The organism is Hydrogenophaga sp., from assembly GCF_025699295.1.
GTDB lineage: Bacteria > Pseudomonadota > Gammaproteobacteria > Burkholderiales > Burkholderiaceae_C > Hydrogenophaga.
In genome coordinates, this window is the sequence record NZ_JAILWB010000001.1 from 172,807 (window position 1) to 189,303 (window position 16,497).

Consider the following 16,497-nt stretch of genomic DNA (forward strand, 5'->3'; position numbering starts at 1 on the left):
CCTGACATTGTGGCCAACAGGGTAACCCTGTAAAAGCGGAAAAGAAACCCGGAATTCCCGGCAGTTCAAGGCTTCGCCATCAGCGCCTGCCAGCCCGCAGCCCCCAGTTCGCGCAGGGTTTGCAGGTTGCGCTCGACGATGGCGTCGGCGTCGCCACCCTCGGAGGCCACCGCGCGCTCGACGCTGTCCTCGCGCAGCAGGTGCAGCGTCGGGAAGGGTGCGCGGTTGGTGGCGTTGGTCACGTCGTCGGCCTCGGTGCCTTCGAACTGGAACAAGGGGTGAAAGGGTGCCACCTGCACCACACCTTCGAGTTCGTGCTCGGCCACCACGTCGTCCACGACGTTGAGGAAGTCGTTGAACACCTCGAAGTCGGGGAACAGCGTGGGGTGTACCAGCAGGGTCGTGTCGATCTCCTCGGCCGGCGTGTTCACCAGCAGGTCGAGCTCGCGATCGAGGTCGTCCAAAAATGCATCGAGGTGGCGCGCCTGGCTGACCACGATGCGCACCTGGTTCTTCACGTACACCGAACGCGCGAACGGGCACAGGTTCAGGCCGATCACGGCCTTCTCGATCCAGCGGCGGGTGACGGCTTCGACGTCCGGCATCACTTCAAGGCTTTGAAACGCATGCGCCTGGGCTTGGCTCCCTCTTCGCCCAGGCGTTTCTTCTTGTCGGCCTCGTACTCCTGGTAGTTGCCGTTGAAGAACACCCACTGGCTGTCGCCCTCGGCCGCCAGGATATGGGTGGCGATGCGGTCGAGGAACCAGCGGTCGTGGCTGATGACCAGCGCGCAGCCGGCGAATTCGAGCAGCGCGTCTTCGAGCGCGCGCAGGGTTTCCACGTCCAGGTCGTTCGAGGGTTCGTCCAGCAGCAGCACGTTGCCGCCTTCGGCCAGGGTCTTGGCCAGGTGCAGGCGCCCGCGCTCACCGCCGGAGAGGCTGCCCACGCGCTTCTGCTGGTCGCCACCGGAGAAATTGAAGCGGCCGCAGTAGGCGCGGCTGGGCATCTGGAACTTGCCCACGGTGATCATGTCCAGGCCGCCGGAGATGTCTTCCCACACGGTCTTGTCGCCGTCCAGGCCTTCGCGGCTCTGGTCGACGAAGGCCATCTTAACGGTCTGGCCGATCTTGACTTCGCCGCTGTCGGGCTGTTCCTTGCCGCTGATGAGCTTGAACAGCGTGGACTTGCCCGCGCCGTTGGGGCCGATGATGCCGACGATGGCGCCAGCCGGGATCTGGAAGCTCAGGTTGTCGATCAGCAGGCGGTCGCCAAAGCTCTTGCTGACGTTCTTGAACTCGAACACCTCGTTGCCCAGGCGTTCGGCCACGGGAATGAAGATTTCGTTGGTCTCGTTGCGCTTCTGGTATTCGACGTCGCTCAGTTCCTCAAAACGCGCCAGGCGCGCCTTGCTCTTGGCCTGCCGGCCCTTGGGGTTCTGGCGCACCCACTCCAGTTCCTTTTTCATGGCCTTGGTGCGCGCGTCCTCGGTGCGCTGCTCCTGCTCCAGGCGCGCCTCCTTCTGTTCCAGCCAGGTCGAGTAGTTGCCCTTGTAGGGAATGCCATGGCCGCGGTCGAGTTCGAGAATCCACTCGGCGGCGTTGTCCAGGAAGTAGCGGTCGTGGGTGATGGCCACCACGGTACCGGGGAAGCGGGCCAGGAACTGCTCCAGCCAATCCACCGATTCGGCGTCCAGGTGGTTGGTGGGTTCGTCGAGCAGCAACATGTCGGGCTTGGACAGCAGCAGGCAGCACAGGGCCACGCGGCGCTTCTCGCCGCCGGAGAGCACGCCCACCCTGGCGTCCCAGGGCGGCAGGCGCAGCGCGTCGGCGGCAATTTCGATCTGGTGCTCGCTGTCGGTGCCGGCGGTGGCGATGATGGCTTCGAGCGTGGCCTGCTCGGCGGCCAGGGCGTCGAAGTCGGCATCTTCCTCGGCGTAGGCTGCGTACACCTCGTCCAGGCGCTTCTGGGCGGCGCGCACTTCGCCCAGGCTGGCTTCGACCGCCTCGCGCACGTTCTGCTCGGGATCGAGCTGCGGCTCCTGCGGCAGATAGCCGATACGGATGCCCGCCATGGGAATCGCTTCGCCCTCGATCTCCTTGTCGATGCCGGCCATGATCTTGAGCAGCGTGGACTTGCCCGAGCCGTTGGTGCCGAGCACGCCGATCTTGGCGCCAGGGAAGAACGAAAGAGAGATGTCCTTGAGGATCTGGCGCTTGGGCGGCACGATCTTGCCGACCCGGTTCATTGAAAAGACGTATTGAGCCATGAGAGTTTTGCCTGAGAAATCTGCGCCTGAAAGGGGCGCCAAGCCTTCGATTATCGGCGCATGCGACAATACAGCCTGTCGGGCACTTCAGTTGGCCCGGCACCAGCACTTGGCTGGGGTGTGCGCAAAGCCTTTGCGGCCACCGACTTCCTGAATCCATCTGCCCCAGACTGACCGGGCGCCGCAGCCAAACAGGCCGCGGCACCCGGAGTGGCCGATGCCCCCAGCGCCCTGGACGGGCGCCTCTATCTACATGACCTTTGACGATCTGAACCTGGCCCCGGCCATCGTGCAAGCTGTGCGCGAGCACGGCTACGAAACCCCCACCCCCATCCAGGTGGAAGCGATCCCCGCCGTGCTGGCCGGTCGCGACCTGCTCGGTGGCGCCCAGACGGGCACCGGCAAGACCGCCGCTTTCACCCTGCCCATGCTGCAGCGCCTCTCCAGCACCGAGCGTGCCAAGAGCCGCTTCGGCGGCGTCGGCATCCGCGCCCTGGTGCTCACCCCCACACGCGAACTCGCGGCGCAGGTCGAGGAATCGGTGCGCGTCTACGGCAAACACCTTTCGCTGACCTCCACCGTGGTCTTCGGCGGCGTCGGCATGAACCCGCAGATCAACGCCATGAAACGCGGCGTGGACATCCTGGTCGCCACCCCCGGCCGACTGCTGGACCTCCAGCAGCAGGGCTTCCTGGACCTCTCCACGGTGCAGATGCTGGTGCTCGACGAGGCCGACCGCATGCTCGACATGGGCTTCATCCACGACGTGAAGAAGATCCTGGCGCTGGTGCCGAAAGAAAAACAGAGCCTGCTGTTCTCGGCCACCTTCAGCGACGAGATCCGCGACCTCGCCAGCGCGCTGCTCAAGGACCCGCTGCACATCCAGGTGACGCCGCGCAATACCACGGTGCAGCGCATCACCCAGGTGATCCACCCCGTCGGCCGCGGCAAGAAGAAGGCCCTGCTGGTGCACATCATCAACCAGCACAACTGGAGCCAGGTGCTGGTGTTCACGCGCACCAAGTTCGGCGCCAACAACGTCGCCGAGTACCTGACGAAGAACGGCATCCAGGCGATGGCGCTGCACGGCAACAAGAGCCAGGGCGCGCGCACGCAGGCACTGGCCGGCTTCAAGAGCGGCGAGATCCGCGCGCTGGTGGCCACGGACATCGCCGCGCGCGGCATCGACATCGACGAGCTGCCGCACGTCGTGAACTACGAGATCCCCAACGTCTGCGAGGACTACGTGCACCGCATCGGCCGCACCGGCCGCGCGGGCAACAGCGGTGAAGCCATCAACCTCGTGAGCCTGGATGAAGAAGGTTTCATGATGGAAATCGAGCGCTTCACCAAACAGCAGATCCCGGTGCAGATCTTCCAGGAGTTCATGCCCGAACCCGGCGAGAAGGCCGAGCCCATCGCCATGGGCCGCCAGACCATCTGGGGCGGCGCGGGCAAGCCGCCCAGCCGCGAGGTGATGGCCGCGGCCGCCAAGGCCGCGCGCACGGAGATGCTGCAGCGCGTGCGCGAGAAGCGGGCCGGCGAGCCGCAGGGCCGGGGCAACGGCGGCGGCGGCGGTGGCCAGCGCCAGCGCCCGGCCGGTGACGGCGGTGATGCCCCGCGCGGCGAAGGCCGCCGCAGTGGCAATGGTGGTGGCCAGCGCGCCAACGGCAACGGTGGAGGCGGCAACGGCCAGCCCCGCCACGGTGGCCAGCGCAATGGCAACGCGCAGGGCCACCGCCCGCCGCGCGACGACCGTGGTCCGCGCGACGACCGTGGTCCGCGTGAAGACCGTGGCCCGCGCGAGGACCGCGAGCCGGGTGCCGAGCGCCAGCCCGGCCCGAACGCCCACCTGGGCAGCCTGCGCATCAAGGAACCCCGTCCGCGCGCGGCCAGCCCGGGTGGCCAGCCCGATCCGCTGCGCACCAGCATCGACGCCATGCGCACCGGCAACCGCGGCGGCAAGGGCAAGGGCGGTGGCCAGCGCGGCAACGCAGGCGGCGGTGCCGATCCGCTGCGCACCAACTACGGCCGCATTCGCTGAACTACAGTGCGGTCATGCCAGCTGACCGCACCACCCTCCCGCCCGACGCCCCGTCTGCCCTGCCCGGCAACGGGGCGTCGCCACGTTGGGCCACGCTCATGGTGGCCACCTGCAACGTGCTCAACCTGGCGCAGGCCGGCCGGCACTTCTACAACGGGCAGGACCCGTACAGCCAGGCCGAGTTCGAGCGCAAGGTCACCTGGCTGGGTGAACGCTTCAAGGCACTCAACGCCGACGTGATCGCGGTGCAGGAGGTCTGGGATGAACTCGCCCTGCGCGCGGCGGTGGCGCGCAGCGGCCTGCAGTACGGTTTCGTGGCGGTGCCTGGCGCGGAGAATGGCCCGGGCCAGCCGGGCGCACAAGGCACGCCCCGGGTGGGCATCGTGACGCGTCTCAAGGTGGAGTCGGTGGAGTCGCTGACCGACTTTCCCTCCGCCGCCGTGGTGCAGGTGCCCGGCCTGGGCCTGCACACCCGCTTCGAGCGCCCGCCTCTGGTCGCCACCCTGCGCCTCAAGCACGGCCAGGCGCTGTGCGTGATCACCGCGCACCTCAAGAGCAAGCGGCCGAAGTTTCTCGAAGACGCGGCCGGCAAGATCAACGAAGACACCGACGATCCCGCGGTCCAGGCCCTGGGTACCCTGCGCTCGCTGATCATGCGCGCAAGCGAAGCGCTGGCCCTGCGCCTGAAGGTGGTGGAACTGCTGCACCGCACGCGGCTGCCGCTGGTGCTCATGGGCGACCTCAACGACAGCCCGCACAGCGTGACCACGCAGCTCATCGCCGCCACCTCGCAGGTGGCCTACGACAAGGGCGCGCGCGACCACGCGCTGTTCAGCGCCTGGGACGTGCAGGGCGAAGCCGCGCTGCGCCGCGACGTGGCGTACTCGCACATCCACCAGGGCTACCCGGAGGTGCTGGACCAGGTGCTGGTGAGCGAGGAATTCGTGGCCACCAGCCGCGCAGCCATCGGCGACGTGCGGCGCGTGGAGGTGTTCAACGACCACCTGTTCGAGGGCCGCGACCGCAGCCGCAGCGACCACGGTTTCGTGCGCGCGCTGCTGCGGCTGCGCCTGCCCGACCTGCCGCCGTCAGTGAACTGAGTCGGGCGCCGGCGCACCGGCTTCGCGGATGCGCCGCGCCAGGTGCGCCAGCGCTTCCTCCACCTGGTCGACCAGCACCAGGCAGAGGTCGCCCGGCTGCAGCCGCGCCAGCGCAGTGTCGATGGCGACGAACTCACCGCGAATCTCCAGCACCTCGCGCGCGCGGCTTGCGTCGGCCAGGCCCTGGCGCAGCAGGGCCAGCACCTCGCCGTCCTCCCGCCCGCGCTGGCAGGCGTCCTCGAACAGCAGCACGTCGTCGAAGGCCGTGCCGAGGATCGCGGTCTGCTCGCGGATGTCCTCGTCGCGGCGGTCACCCGCGCCGCTGATGACCACGCTGCGCCGGCGCGCCGGCATGGCGTTGACCGCGTCGACCAGGGCGCGCATCGCGTCGGGGTTGTGGCCATAGTCGGCGATCACGGTGGCGCCCCGGTAGTCCATCAGGTTGAAGCGGCCGGGTGCGTTGTCGGCGTCGTTGGAGAAGCTCGCCAGGCCGCGAACGATGGTGTCCCAGTCCAGCCCCGCGCACCAGGCCGCGCCGATCGCGGCCATGACGTTGTCCTTCTGGAAACCGATGGTGCCCCCGCGCGTGATCGGTACACCCTGCAACGGGATCTGCACGCGCCAGCTGCCTTCGGTGACGAGGATGCGATCGCCCTCGACGCAGATCGTGCGCCGGCCCTGGACACGGTGCGCGGCGAGCACGGGATGGTCGTGGTCCTGCGCGAAGAACACCACGCCGCCCGGGCACTTGGGCGCCATGGCCGCGACGATGGGGTCGGCCGCGTTGAGCACCGCGTAGCCCGTGGGCGCGACGTTCATGACGATCACGCGCTTGAGCACCGCAAGGTCCTCGACCGTGGTGATGTAGTTCAGGCCCAGGTGGTCGCCGGCGCCGACGTTGGTGACCACCGCCACCAGGCACTGGTCGAAGCCCAGGCCTTCGCGCAGCATGCCGCCGCGCGCCGTTTCGAGCACGGCGGCGTCCACATCCGGGTGCAGCAGCACGCTGCGCGCGCTCTTCGGGCCCGAGCAGTCGCCGCTGTCGATCTGCCGGCCGTCGACGTACACGCCGTCGGTGTTGGTCATGCCCACGCGCAGGCCGCTGGTGGCCATGAGGTGCGCGATCAGGCGCGTGGTGGTGGTCTTGCCGTTGGTGCCGGTCACGGCCACCAGCGGAATGCGGCCGTCATCCCCCGGCTCGAACATGTGCGCCACCACCGCGTCCCCCACCGGGCGGCCCTTGCCGTAGGACGGCGAGAGGTGCATGCGCAGGCCGGGTGCGGCGTTGACCTCGACCACGCCACCGTGCTGCTGCTCCAGCGGCACGTGCACGCTCTCGCACACCACGTCGACGCCGCAGATCTCCAGACCCACGGTCTGCGCGGCCGCCACGGCGCGCGCGGCCACGTCGGGGTGCATGTCGTCGGTCACGTCGGTGGCAGTGCCACCGGTGCTCAGATTGGCGTTGTTGCGCAGCACCACGCGCCGCCCCATCTCGGGCACCGATTCAGGCGTGAGGCCCTGCACGCCCAGGCGCGCGCGCGCGATGTCGTCGAAGCGAATTCTGGTGAGCGAGGTGGCGTGGCCCTCGCCGCGCAGGGGGTCGGCGTTGACCAGGTCGACCAGCTCGCTCACCGTGTGCTCGCCGTCGCCGATGACGTGCGGCGGGTCGCGCCGCGCCGCGGCCACCACGCGGTCGCCCACCACCAGCAGGCGAAAGTCGCTGCCGGGCAGGTACTTCTCGACCATCACCTCGCCGATCTCGGCCGCGGCGCGGTGGGCGATGTCCAGGTGGTCGCGCGAGACGATGTTCACCGTGACCCCCTTGCCCTGGTTGCCATCCTGCGGCTTGACGACCACCGGCAGGCCGATCTCCAGCGCCGCGGCCCAGGCGTCGTCCGCGTCGCCGACCGGGCGGCCCTCGGGCACCGGCACGCCAGCGGCGGCCAGCAGGGTCTTGGTGAGGTCCTTGTCCTGCGCGATCGATTCGGACACCGCGCTGGTGGTGTCGACCTCGGCGGCCCAGATGCGGCGCTGGCGCGAACCCCAGCCCAGCTGCACCAGGCTGCCCGAGGTCAGGCGCCGGTAGGGAATGTTGCGCGCCACCGCGGCGTCCACGATGCAGCCTGTGCTCGGGCCCAGGCGCACGTCTTCGTCGAGCGCGCGCAGGCGGGCGATGGCGGCCTCCACGTCGAAGGTGCGCGGCTCGCCCGCGGCCACCACCTCGAGCAGCTCGCACGCGAGGTCGAAAGCCAGCCGGCCCACCAGCTCCTCGGTGTACTGCGCCACCACCTGGAACACGCCGGGCTCCAGCGTGGCCGCGGTGCGGCTGAAGGTGACCGGGCAGCCCGCCTGGGCCTGCAGTGCCAGCGCGGTGTCTTCCAGCACGTGGGCGAGCGAGAGGCGCTCCTGCAGCGGGTTGCTGGGCTTGAGCGCACCCACGGCCGGGAAGAGTTCGCGCAGGCGCTTCTCGAAGCCTTCGAGCGCGTGCAGGTCCAGCTCGTGCGGCGCGCAGGAGACGATGGCCTCGATGCAGGTGTGGCGGCTCCAGAGATTGGGGCCGCGCAAGGTCCGGATGCGGGAGACGTCCATGACGAAGACCGTGTAGGGGTTGGGCGAAGGAAGGGGTGGGGGCTCAGTGCGCGGCGTGCGGCACGGCCGGCTCGGCCACGGCGCCACCAAGGCCCGAGGTCTCGATGCCTGCGGCCATCAGCTCCGGCGACACGGCCAGCGCCCAGGCCGCGGCCACGGCGGCCATCAGCGTGTGCTCGCCGAGCGTGGCCACCAGCTGCTGCGTGACGGGGGCGTCCAGGCGCACGCGGTGCGACTTGCGCGTCCCGTCGGCCAGCACCAGCGCGCCGTGCGACGCCGAGACGGACACGGTGCGCGCGCCGGCGGCGCAGTGCCGCGCCAGCGCGGGCGACTCGGCGTCGCGCCCGTACAGGATCACCTCGCCATCGCACAGGCCGGCCATCTCCGCCACGCGGGGTTCGTCGGCGTTGAGCACGGCCACGCCGTCGGGCAGCACCACGTCCACCTGAGTGCGCAGCACGCGGTAGAGCTGGTCGACGTCGTGCACGTCGTGCCGCTCCAGGCCGGGATGGAGGTCCAGGTCGGTCACCACGCCGACGGCGCAGCGGTCGCAGGCCAGGCCGTCGTCCAGGATGGCGGCGGCGCCGTTCTCCAGCACGACCGCATCCACCTCGCGGTTCATCAGCAGGCGCTGGCCCGCCACCCAGTGGGCGCTGGGCCGGGCGTCGACCCGCCGGTTGCCCAGGTAAAGCCCGTCCTGGCAGGCCAGGCCCACCTGGCGCCCGCTCAGGTGCAGCAGCCAGGCGACCAGACGCGCGACGGCGTTGCCATGGCGCGAGCCGGCCACGCCCACCACGGGCACGCGGCCGTTGCCGCCGTCGTCGAACAGGTGGTCGACGATGGCACGCCCCACCGGGCGCGGGTGGCCGGCGGCCGGCTTGAGGTGCATCAGCAAACCGGGGCCAGCGTTGACTTCCACCACTGCACCGCCCTGTGCCTGCAGCGGTTGGCCGATGTCCTGTGCCACCACGTCGACGCCCGCCACGTCCAGCCCCACCACGCGCGCGGCCAGTGCCACGGCGAATGCCACTTCGGGGTGGACGTCGTCGGTGCAATCGATCGCCACATTGCCGTTGCGCTGCACCAGCACGCGCCGGCCTTCGGCGGGCACGGCGTCGGGCGTGAGGCCCTGGCGCTGCAGGTCGAGCATCACCACCTCGTCGTCGAACACGTCGATGCGGTTGAGCGGAAAGTCCTCGGTCAGGCCACGGCGCGGGTCGCTGTTGATCTGCCGGTCGATCAGCTGCAGCACGGTGCTGCGGCCGTCGCCGGTGATCCAGGCGCTCTCGCCGCGGGCGGCGGCCACCACGCGGCCACCCACCACCAGCAGGCGGTGTTCGTCGCCCGGCACATGGCGTTCCACCAGCACCTCGCTGCCGTGCTGGTCGGCCAGCGTCCAGGCGGCCTCCACGTCGGCGCGGTTGTTCAGGTCCAGGCTGACGCCGCGCCCGTGGTTGCCGTCCGAAGGCTTCACCACCACGGGCAGGCCGATGTCTTCGGCGGCTTCCCAGGCGGCCTGCGCGCTGGCGGCCACCGCGCCCTCGGGCACGGGCACGCCACAGGCCTGCAGCAGCGTCTTGGTCAGGTCCTTGTCGCCCGCGATGCCACCGGCAATCGCGCTGGTGCGGTCGGTCTCGGCGGTCCAGATGCGGCGCTGGCGCCGGCCGTGCCCGAGCTGGACCAGGTTGCCGTCGTTGAGCCGCAGGTGCGGAATGCCCCGGTCGGTGGCTGCGGCGACGATGGCCGCGGTGCTCGGGCCCAGGTAGCTGCGGTCGATCTGGTGCACGATGCGCGCCACGGCCGCCGCCACGTCGAAGGCGGTGGCGTCGCCCTCGCGCCGGGCGATCGCCGCGCACAGCAGGGCGTGGGCCTCGGCCAGCGCGGCGCGCGCCACGGCCTCATCACGCGCGCGGAACACCATGCGGTAGACCCCGCGCCGGCTGGTCTCGCGCGTCTGGCCAAAGCCCGTGGGCATGCCCGCGAGGTTCAGCAGTTCGATGACGACATGTTCAAGGATGTGGCCAGCCCAGGTGCCTTCGCGCAGGCGCTCGATGAAGCCGCCGCGCTCGCCCACGCCGCAGTGGTGCTCCTCCAGCGCCGGCAGCCAGGCAATCAGGCGATCGGTCAGCCCGGGCAGCTTGTTCGAAGGGAAGTCTTCCAGATCGCCGAGGTCCAGCCAGACCTCGAGCACCGGACGGTAGGTCCAGATGTTGGGGCCGCGCAGGTAGTTGATGCGCAGCAGCGTGATGTCGTTTTTCGGGCTCATGTCTCCGGCCGGACGCGTGTTGGGAACGACCGGATTCACCACCGGCCTGGGTTCGAAAGAACTTGGGTGCCTTTAGCGAAGGACCACCCTGCATCGGTGAAAATGCACGGCTCCCTGGCGGGAGCAGGCCCATTCTCGCGGTCGACGCCACGCGGTCATCTTCACCATGCCTTCACGCTTTCCAGCTGAATCCTCAGCCTCAGGAGCCGACCCTGCACCGGACGCCTTGCGTCCCGCGTCAACCCGGCTGGGGGGCGATGATAGCGCCGTCGCCGCCTTGCCGCTGGACTTGGACAGCGATTTACATTTCCACCCCCGCACGCTGTTGTTAACCCGTCAAAGCCTGGTACTGGACGGGCAGGCCTGGCCGCTGGCCGCCGGCATGGAACTGCGCCTGAGCGACCACGCCGGCGTGGGCACGCTGGAGCTGCTGGACGCGCATGGGCGCCTGGCCGTCTGGCGCTTCACGCTGGGCGTGCAGAACCAGGCGACGCGGCTGGTGGAACAGTTCCAGCGCGTGCTGGCCCGGCACACGCTGGCGCCCGGCGAGCCCGAGGCAGCGGCGGCCCGCACCTGCCCGCAATGCCATGCCAGTCTCCCGGACGACAGCGACGAGTGCCCGGCGTGCGCCCAGGAAACCCCCCAGCCCCCGCCTTCGACCTGGGTGCTGCTGCGGCTCTGGCGTTTCGCGCGGCCCTACCGCTGGTCGCTGCTCGCGGGCTTCGCGCTCACGCTGGCGTCCACCGCCGCCACCCTGGTGCCGCCCTACCTGACCATCCCGCTGATGGACCGCGTGCTGATCCCGTTCCAGAACGGCGAACGCATCGACACCAGCCTGGTGCTGGCCCTGCTGGGCGGCCTGCTCGGCTCGGCCCTGCTGGCCTGGGGCCTGGGCTGGGCGCGCACCTGGCTGCTGGCGCTGGTCTCCGAGCGCATCAGCTCCGACCTGCGCACCGCCACCTTCGACCACCTGCTGCAGCTCTCGCTGGACTACTTCGGCAGCAAGCGCACCGGCGACCTCATGGCGCGCATCGGCAGCGAAACCGACCGCATCAGCGTGTTCCTGTCGCTGCACGCGCTGGACTTCGCCACCGACGTGCTGATGATCGGCATGACCTCGGTGATCCTGTTCTCCATCAACCCCTGGCTGGCGCTGGTGACGCTGCTGCCCCTGCCCTTCATCGGCTGGCTGATCCACCTCGTGCGCGACCGGCTGCGCACCGGCTTCGAGAAAATCGACCGCGTCTGGGGCGAGGTCACCAATGTGCTGGCCGACACCATTCCCGGCATCCGCGTGGTCAAGGCCTTCGCGCAGGAAGGGCGCGAAGCGCGGCGTTTTCGCCAGGCCAACGAACACAACCTGGCCGTCAACGACCGCCTGAACAAGACCTGGTCGCTGTTCACGCCCACGGTCACGCTGCTCACCGAATTCGGCCTGCTGGTGGTGTGGGCCTTCGGCATCTGGCTGGTCAGCCAGAGCGAGATCACGGTCGGCGTGCTCACCGCCTTCATCGCCTACATCGGGCGCTTCTATGGCCGGCTCGACTCGATGAGCCGCATCGTCTCGGTCACGCAGAAGGCGGCCTCGGGCGCCAAGCGCATCTTCGACATCCTCGACCACGTCTCCAACGTGCCCGAGCCCGCGCAGCCCGTGCCGCTGCCGCGCGTCGAAGGGGGCCTGCGCATGGAAGGCGTGAGCTTCCGCTACGGCAGCCGCACCGTGATCCGCGACCTGAGCCTGGAGATCCACCCGGGCGAGATGATCGGCCTGGTCGGCCACAGCGGCTCGGGCAAGAGCACCCTGGTCAACCTGCTGTGCCGCTTTTACGACGTGAGCGAGGGCGCGATCCGCGTCGACGGCATCGACATCCGCCGCGTCGGCGTGGCCGACTTCCGGCGCCACATCGGCCTGGTGCTGCAGGAGCCCTTCCTGTTCTTCGGCACCATCGCCGAGAACATCGCCTACGGCAAACCCGGCGCCACGCGCGCCGAGATCGTCGCCGCCGCGCGCGCGGCTCACGCGCACGAATTCATCCTGCGCCTGCCGCAGGGCTACGACTCGCTGGTGGGCGAACGCGGCCAGGGCCTTTCGGGCGGCGAACGCCAGCGCATCAGCATCGCGCGCGCGCTGCTGATCGACCCGCGCATCCTGATCCTGGACGAAGCCACGTCATCGGTCGACACCGAGACCGAGAAGGAAATCCAGAAGGCGCTGGACAACCTGGTGCAGGGGCGCACCACCATCGCCATCGCGCACCGCCTGTCCACCTTGCGCAAGGCGGATCGCCTGGTGGTGATGGACCGCGGCGAGGTGGTCGAGATCGGCCCGCACGACGAACTCATGGCCCTGCGCGGCGCCTACTGGCGCCTGTACGAAGCCCAGGCGCGCAAGGAACAGGAAGCCGCCGCCCTGCTCGACAACGACGCCACGCCCGAGGACGACGACGCATGAACGAACCCGCCACCCCCGGCTGGCACCTGCAGCGCAACGCCTTCGGCCGCCTGGTGCTCACGGACGCGCAAGGTCTGAACCACGTAGGCGTGGTCCCCGTGCGCGCCTTCCCCATCGACGCACCCGACGAAGGGCTGTCCCTGCTCGGCGCCGACGGCCACGAACTGGCCTGGGTGGAGCGCCTGTCGGCGCTGCCCGCAGCGCTGCGTCAACTGCTGGAAGAAGAACTCGCGCAACGCGAGTTCACGCCGGTGATCCAGCGCATTCGCGCGGTCTCGACCTTCTCCACCCCCAGCACCTGGGAGGTCGACACCGACCGCGGACCGACGAACTTCGTGCTGCGCAGCGAAGACGACATCCGCCGCCTCGAAGGCCAGGCCCTGCTCATCCTGGCCAGCCACGGCGTGAGCTTCGCAGTGCGCGACCGGCTGGCACTCGACCACCACTCGCGCCGGTTGCTGGACCGGTTTCTGTAGACGCCCTCTGGTGGGGTGCGCCGAACTTTCAGCATGTATTGCGCGCCGCTACACTGAACACATGGATGCGCTGATCCAATCCCATCGCGAAGAACTTCTGTCGCTGGCACATCGCCGCGGCATTACCAGCGTGCGCGTCTTCGGCTCCATGGCCAGGGACGAGGCGCGTGCGGACAGCGATGTCGACCTGCTCGTGACGCTCGCCCCCGGCACCAGCGCGCTCGCGCTCGGGGGGTTGTTGCTCGACGCGCAGGATCTGCTGGGCCGCCACGTGGATGTCGTCACCGAAGCCAGCATCCACCCGGCGCTGCGCGACCGGGTGCTCGCCGATGCGGTGGCCTTGTGACGCCAGGGCCTGAAAGCGACCGCGTACTGCTCGCTCACATGCGCTAGTGCATTGAGCGTATCCATGAGTACGCCGCAGGTTCCAGGGCCCGATTCGAGACTTCGCGCCTGGTCCAGGACGCGGTGATCCGCAATCTCCAGACACTCACCGAGTCAAGCCAGCGCCTGTCCAACGACATCAAGGCCACCGAACCCCAGATACCCTGGCGTGAACTGGCCGGCTTTCGCAACGTGATCGTGCACGGGTACCTCGGAATGGACCTCGTGGCCGTCTGGCTTGTCGTGGAGCAAGACCTGCCGCCGCTTGCCGCCGCCATCGACCGCATGGTGGCCCGCTCAGGGAACCGGCATTGAGATGATGGGCCCGGACCCGCAGCCCTGTGCCGGTCCGACTCCCTGGCGGTCGTAAAGCAGTTAGCACGAGTGTCTCGGTTGGGCCCATAGCGGACCTTTTTCTAGCCAAGCCGGACGCTTCAAACGCCGCCGGTGAAGTGGAAGAAGTAGAACGGAAAAACGGCTAGCGAACTCAGCGCAACGCCTACAGCGCCGACGCGCCATGACGGCCGACGAAGCGCAACAAGCCAAGCACCTAACACTGCCAGCAGCACTGCACCGGGAAAGAGCAAGTAGTACCGAATCTGTGCGGCGTTCGGATAGCCAAGAATATCGTTGGTGCTGACCCTATGAATGCCTGCCGCCCCAATTGCTAGCACCAATAGCCAAATGATAGATGCGACAACGGTGCATAAATGTGCATTCTTCATCTCGCCCCTTTCATGTCCGCTTCTGGCCGATCCGGGACATCCTAGCCGAGCCGGTACCCAGCCCCCGTCACCCCCGCACAAACAAAGTCACCAGCGGCTCGTCGCCCACCTGCCGGCTGCGGTGGCCGTGCAGCGTGGGGTTGAACGTGGCGCCTTCAGGCAGGGTGTCGGCCGAATAGAAGTGCTGGCCCGGGTGGAAGGCGCGCCAGCTGCCGTCCTGCAGGCCGATTTCCATGCAGCCCTGCAGCACGAACAGCCACTGCGGCGCGCCGGTGCAGTGGAATTCGCTGCGAAAACCCACCGGGCTCTCGCGCAACTGGTAGCCGCCCGAGGGCAGGAGCGGCGACAGGCGCGCCGCGGGCGTGCCTTCGGTCAAGGGGACGGCGGCGTCGCGAAACTTCGCGCGGCCGTCGGCGTCGGTGTACAGCACCACCTGGGGGAATGTGTTCAAGGCCGGCTCCTCATTTGATGGCCGTTTGTACACCGTTGGCCCGCGCCAAAGCAGCGGGGGGCTGCCGGCTTTCGCCAGCAGCCCCCCGGGGGATGGATCGGGCCGGGCGTGTGGCGCCCGGCCGCTCACGCGGTGGTTCAGCCGCCGTTGGCGCGGCGCGATTCCACCAGCCCGGCACGCACGTCTTCACGCGACTGGCCCTGCGCCAGAACCGGCTGCGGGTAGCGGTTGGGGTACAGCTGGTTGAGGCGCTGGCCGGTTTCGCCGGCGGCGATCAGGTCACCGGTGCGGATGGCTTCGGCCAGCTCGGCCTTGACCTGTTCGCGGGTCTTGCCCTGTTGGGCGACCGCGGGCTTCGGGTAGAGGCTGGGGTTGATCTCGTTGAGACGCAGGCCGATTTCGCCGGCAGCGATCAGGTCACCGGTGCGGATGGCTTCAGCAAGTTCGGCCTTGACCTGTTCGCGGGTTTTGCCCACGGTGGAGGTGTCGGCCGCCAGTGCGTGGCCGGCAACGAGGGTGGAGAGGGCGATGGCGACAACAGAGAGACGGGATTTCATGACAGTTTCCTTGGAGGGGGTTGAACATGCCGGTCGGTCCGTTGTGCGGTCTGCCGGCTTCGATGCCTCAGCGGAGGGTTTGCGTGCATCGATGGGGTGAACTGTAGAGTTTCTGATTCAGAAGAAAAACAGCTCAAGAAGGACAACTATGTTTCTCATTCAGCAATAATCGAGGCTTTTCACACCGGGGAAACCCTTGGGGGAGCTCAACCATGGACCGTCTTGCCTCCATGCGCGTTTTCCAGAAGGTCATCGATGAAGGCGGCTTTGCAGCCGCCGCGCGGGCCCTGGAGATGTCGCCCGCCGTCGTCACGCGGCTGGTGGCCGACCTGGAAGACCACCTCGGCACGCGCCTGCTGCACCGGACCACGCGGCGCGTCTCGCTCACCGACGCGGGTGAGAGCTACCTCGATCGGGTGCGCGTGATCCTGCAGGACCTGGACGAAGCCCATGCGCTGGTGAGTTCGCAGACCAGCGATCTGGCCGGCGTGCTGCGCCTGCTGGCGCCACCGGTGCTGGCCACGCACGTGCTCGCCCCGCTGGTGAGTGGCTTCCGGCAGGCCTACCCCAAGATCCTGCTCGACATCGACGTCGAGTCGCACCGCGAGCCCCCCGTGCAGGACTACGACATCACGCTCATGGGCACGCAGGCATCGTTCGACGCCAACGTGATCGCGCGCAAGGTGCTCTCCAGCGTCACCGTGCTGCTGGCCTCGCCCGATTACCTGCGGCGCAGGGGCACGCCGGCGCGGCCCGAGGACCTGGCGCAGCACGACTGCCTGCGCTACAAGCCCGCAGGGGGTCGCACGCGCGGATGGCGGCTGCTGCACGAACACGAAACCGAGCGCTTCGTCGACATCGAGGTGCAGCCGGTGCTGTGGGCCAACCACACCGACACGCTGATGCACGCCGCGCTCGACGGCGCAGGCATCACCGCCACCACCATCGAACTGGCCGCGCCTCTGATCCAGAACGGTGACCTGGTGCGCGTGCTCAACCCCTGGATCACCGACCGCCTCACCATGTACGCGGCCCTGCCCAGCCGCAAGTTCATGCCGCGCCGCACCGAGGTGTTTCTGGACTACCTGATCACGCAGACCCGCACCCGCGTGAACAGCGCGCTGGCCACCTGCAGCAGCTGCTGACGCAAGTCGTTACACAAAAGCGCGGCCGCCTCAACCCCG

The 16,497-nt window shown here is 68.8% G+C and carries 14 protein-coding genes; 7 read left to right on the plus strand and 7 right to left on the minus strand.

All coding sequences use genetic code 11. The annotated features are described in order from the left end of the window. Positions 1-65: 65 nt before the first annotated feature. Both K5880_RS00805 and ettA read right to left on the minus strand, forming a co-directional pair. Positions 66-605 carry a DUF1415 domain-containing protein gene (locus tag K5880_RS00805; protein ID WP_297647389.1) on the minus strand — a complete coding sequence of 180 codons (540 nt, stop codon included), beginning with the start codon at positions 603-605 and terminating at the stop codon, positions 66-68. Then, positions 605-2,266: an energy-dependent translational throttle protein EttA gene (gene ettA, locus K5880_RS00810; RefSeq protein WP_297647392.1), complete on the minus strand. Its 1,662-nt coding sequence runs from the start codon at positions 2,264-2,266 to the stop codon at positions 605-607. The genes K5880_RS00805 and ettA overlap by 1 nt, the downstream gene beginning before the upstream one ends. Positions 2,267-2,519: 253 nt before the next feature. Here ettA and K5880_RS00815 point away from each other — a divergent pair, with 253 nt between their 5' ends. Both K5880_RS00815 and K5880_RS00820 read left to right on the plus strand, forming a co-directional pair. Further along, complete coding sequence (locus tag K5880_RS00815; RefSeq protein WP_297647787.1) at positions 2,520-4,310, plus strand: DEAD/DEAH box helicase; 1,791 nt, start codon at positions 2,520-2,522, stop codon at positions 4,308-4,310. A gap of 98 nt (positions 4,311-4,408) precedes the next feature. Continuing rightward, a complete protein-coding gene (locus K5880_RS00820) occupies positions 4,409-5,410 on the plus strand; it encodes an endonuclease/exonuclease/phosphatase family protein (RefSeq protein ID WP_297647790.1) in 1,002 nt (333 codons plus the stop codon). Here K5880_RS00820 and cphA (K5880_RS00825) read toward each other — a convergent pair. Beyond that, complete coding sequence (cphA, locus tag K5880_RS00825; RefSeq protein ID WP_297647395.1) at positions 5,399-8,002, minus strand: cyanophycin synthetase; 2,604 nt, start codon at positions 8,000-8,002, stop codon at positions 5,399-5,401. The genes K5880_RS00820 and cphA (K5880_RS00825) overlap by 12 nt on opposite strands. Positions 8,003-8,045: 43 nt before the next feature. Further along, the gene (gene cphA, locus K5880_RS00830) at positions 8,046-10,268 is read right to left on the minus strand and encodes a cyanophycin synthetase (RefSeq protein WP_297647398.1); all 2,223 of its coding nucleotides are present in this window, start codon (positions 10,266-10,268) and stop codon (positions 8,046-8,048) included. A gap of 166 nt (positions 10,269-10,434) precedes the next feature. Here cphA (K5880_RS00830) and K5880_RS00835 point away from each other — a divergent pair, with 166 nt between their 5' ends. The 4 genes from K5880_RS00835 (at position 10,435) to K5880_RS00850 (ending at position 13,895) form a co-directional block, all read left to right on the plus strand. Continuing rightward, positions 10,435-12,720 (plus strand): ABC transporter ATP-binding protein, encoded by a 2,286-nt coding sequence (locus tag K5880_RS00835; RefSeq protein WP_297647400.1) that lies wholly within the window; start codon positions 10,435-10,437, stop codon positions 12,718-12,720. After that, entirely contained in the window at positions 12,717-13,196 is a 480-nt protein-coding gene (locus K5880_RS00840) for a DUF1854 domain-containing protein (protein ID WP_297647402.1), read from the plus strand. The genes K5880_RS00835 and K5880_RS00840 overlap by 4 nt, the downstream gene beginning before the upstream one ends. Before the next feature lie 61 nt (positions 13,197-13,257). Continuing rightward, positions 13,258-13,542, plus strand: coding sequence for a nucleotidyltransferase family protein (locus K5880_RS00845; RefSeq protein WP_297647404.1), 285 nt, complete (start codon positions 13,258-13,260; stop codon positions 13,540-13,542). Between the two features lie 59 nt (positions 13,543-13,601). Then, entirely contained in the window at positions 13,602-13,895 is a 294-nt protein-coding gene (locus tag K5880_RS00850; protein ID WP_297647793.1) for a HepT-like ribonuclease domain-containing protein, read from the plus strand. A gap of 119 nt (positions 13,896-14,014) precedes the next feature. On the opposite strand, the gene K5880_RS00855 is transcribed toward K5880_RS00850, so the two are convergent. The 3 genes from K5880_RS00855 to K5880_RS00865 all read right to left on the minus strand — a co-directional run bounded on the left by K5880_RS00855 (position 14,015) and on the right by K5880_RS00865 (position 15,313). After that, the gene (locus K5880_RS00855; RefSeq protein WP_297647405.1) at positions 14,015-14,305 is read right to left on the minus strand and encodes a hypothetical protein; all 291 of its coding nucleotides are present in this window, start codon (positions 14,303-14,305) and stop codon (positions 14,015-14,017) included. A 67-nt stretch (positions 14,306-14,372) separates the two neighbouring features. Then, a complete protein-coding gene (locus K5880_RS00860) occupies positions 14,373-14,756 on the minus strand; it encodes a hypothetical protein (protein ID WP_297647407.1) in 384 nt (127 codons plus the stop codon). A 137-nt stretch (positions 14,757-14,893) separates the two neighbouring features. Beyond that, entirely contained in the window at positions 14,894-15,313 is a 420-nt protein-coding gene (locus tag K5880_RS00865; protein ID WP_297647409.1) for a DUF4148 domain-containing protein, read from the minus strand. A 212-nt stretch (positions 15,314-15,525) separates the two neighbouring features. Between K5880_RS00865 and K5880_RS00870 the strand changes: the two genes are divergently transcribed. Beyond that, on the plus strand, positions 15,526-16,458 hold the full coding sequence (locus tag K5880_RS00870) for a LysR family transcriptional regulator (RefSeq protein ID WP_297647412.1): 933 nt from the start codon (positions 15,526-15,528) through the stop codon (positions 16,456-16,458). Positions 16,459-16,497 lie beyond the last annotated feature (39 nt).

Bases quoted from the DNA above. Each gene is read 5' to 3' on its own strand.
- K5880_RS00805 (WP_297647389.1), bottom strand. From the start codon at position 605: ATGCCGGACGTCGAAGCCGTCACCCGCCGCTGGATCGAGAAGGCCGTG.
- ettA (WP_297647392.1), bottom strand. From the start codon at position 2,266: ATGGCTCAATACGTCTTTTCAATGAACCGGGTCGGCAAGATCGTGCCG.
- K5880_RS00815 (WP_297647787.1), top strand. From the start codon at position 2,520: ATGACCTTTGACGATCTGAACCTGGCCCCGGCCATCGTGCAAGCTGTG.
- K5880_RS00820 (WP_297647790.1), top strand. From the start codon at position 4,409: ATGGTGGCCACCTGCAACGTGCTCAACCTGGCGCAGGCCGGCCGGCAC.
- cphA (WP_297647395.1), bottom strand. From the start codon at position 8,002: ATGGACGTCTCCCGCATCCGGACCTTGCGCGGCCCCAATCTCTGGAGC.
- cphA (WP_297647398.1), bottom strand. From the start codon at position 10,268: ATGAGCCCGAAAAACGACATCACGCTGCTGCGCATCAACTACCTGCGC.
- K5880_RS00835 (WP_297647400.1), top strand. From the start codon at position 10,435: ATGCCTTCACGCTTTCCAGCTGAATCCTCAGCCTCAGGAGCCGACCCT.
- K5880_RS00840 (WP_297647402.1), top strand. From the start codon at position 12,717: ATGAACGAACCCGCCACCCCCGGCTGGCACCTGCAGCGCAACGCCTTC.
- K5880_RS00845 (WP_297647404.1), top strand. From the start codon at position 13,258: ATGGATGCGCTGATCCAATCCCATCGCGAAGAACTTCTGTCGCTGGCA.
- K5880_RS00855 (WP_297647405.1), bottom strand. From the start codon at position 14,305: ATGAAGAATGCACATTTATGCACCGTTGTCGCATCTATCATTTGGCTA.
- K5880_RS00865 (WP_297647409.1), bottom strand. From the start codon at position 15,313: ATGAAATCCCGTCTCTCTGTTGTCGCCATCGCCCTCTCCACCCTCGTT.
- K5880_RS00870 (WP_297647412.1), top strand. From the start codon at position 15,526: ATGGACCGTCTTGCCTCCATGCGCGTTTTCCAGAAGGTCATCGATGAA.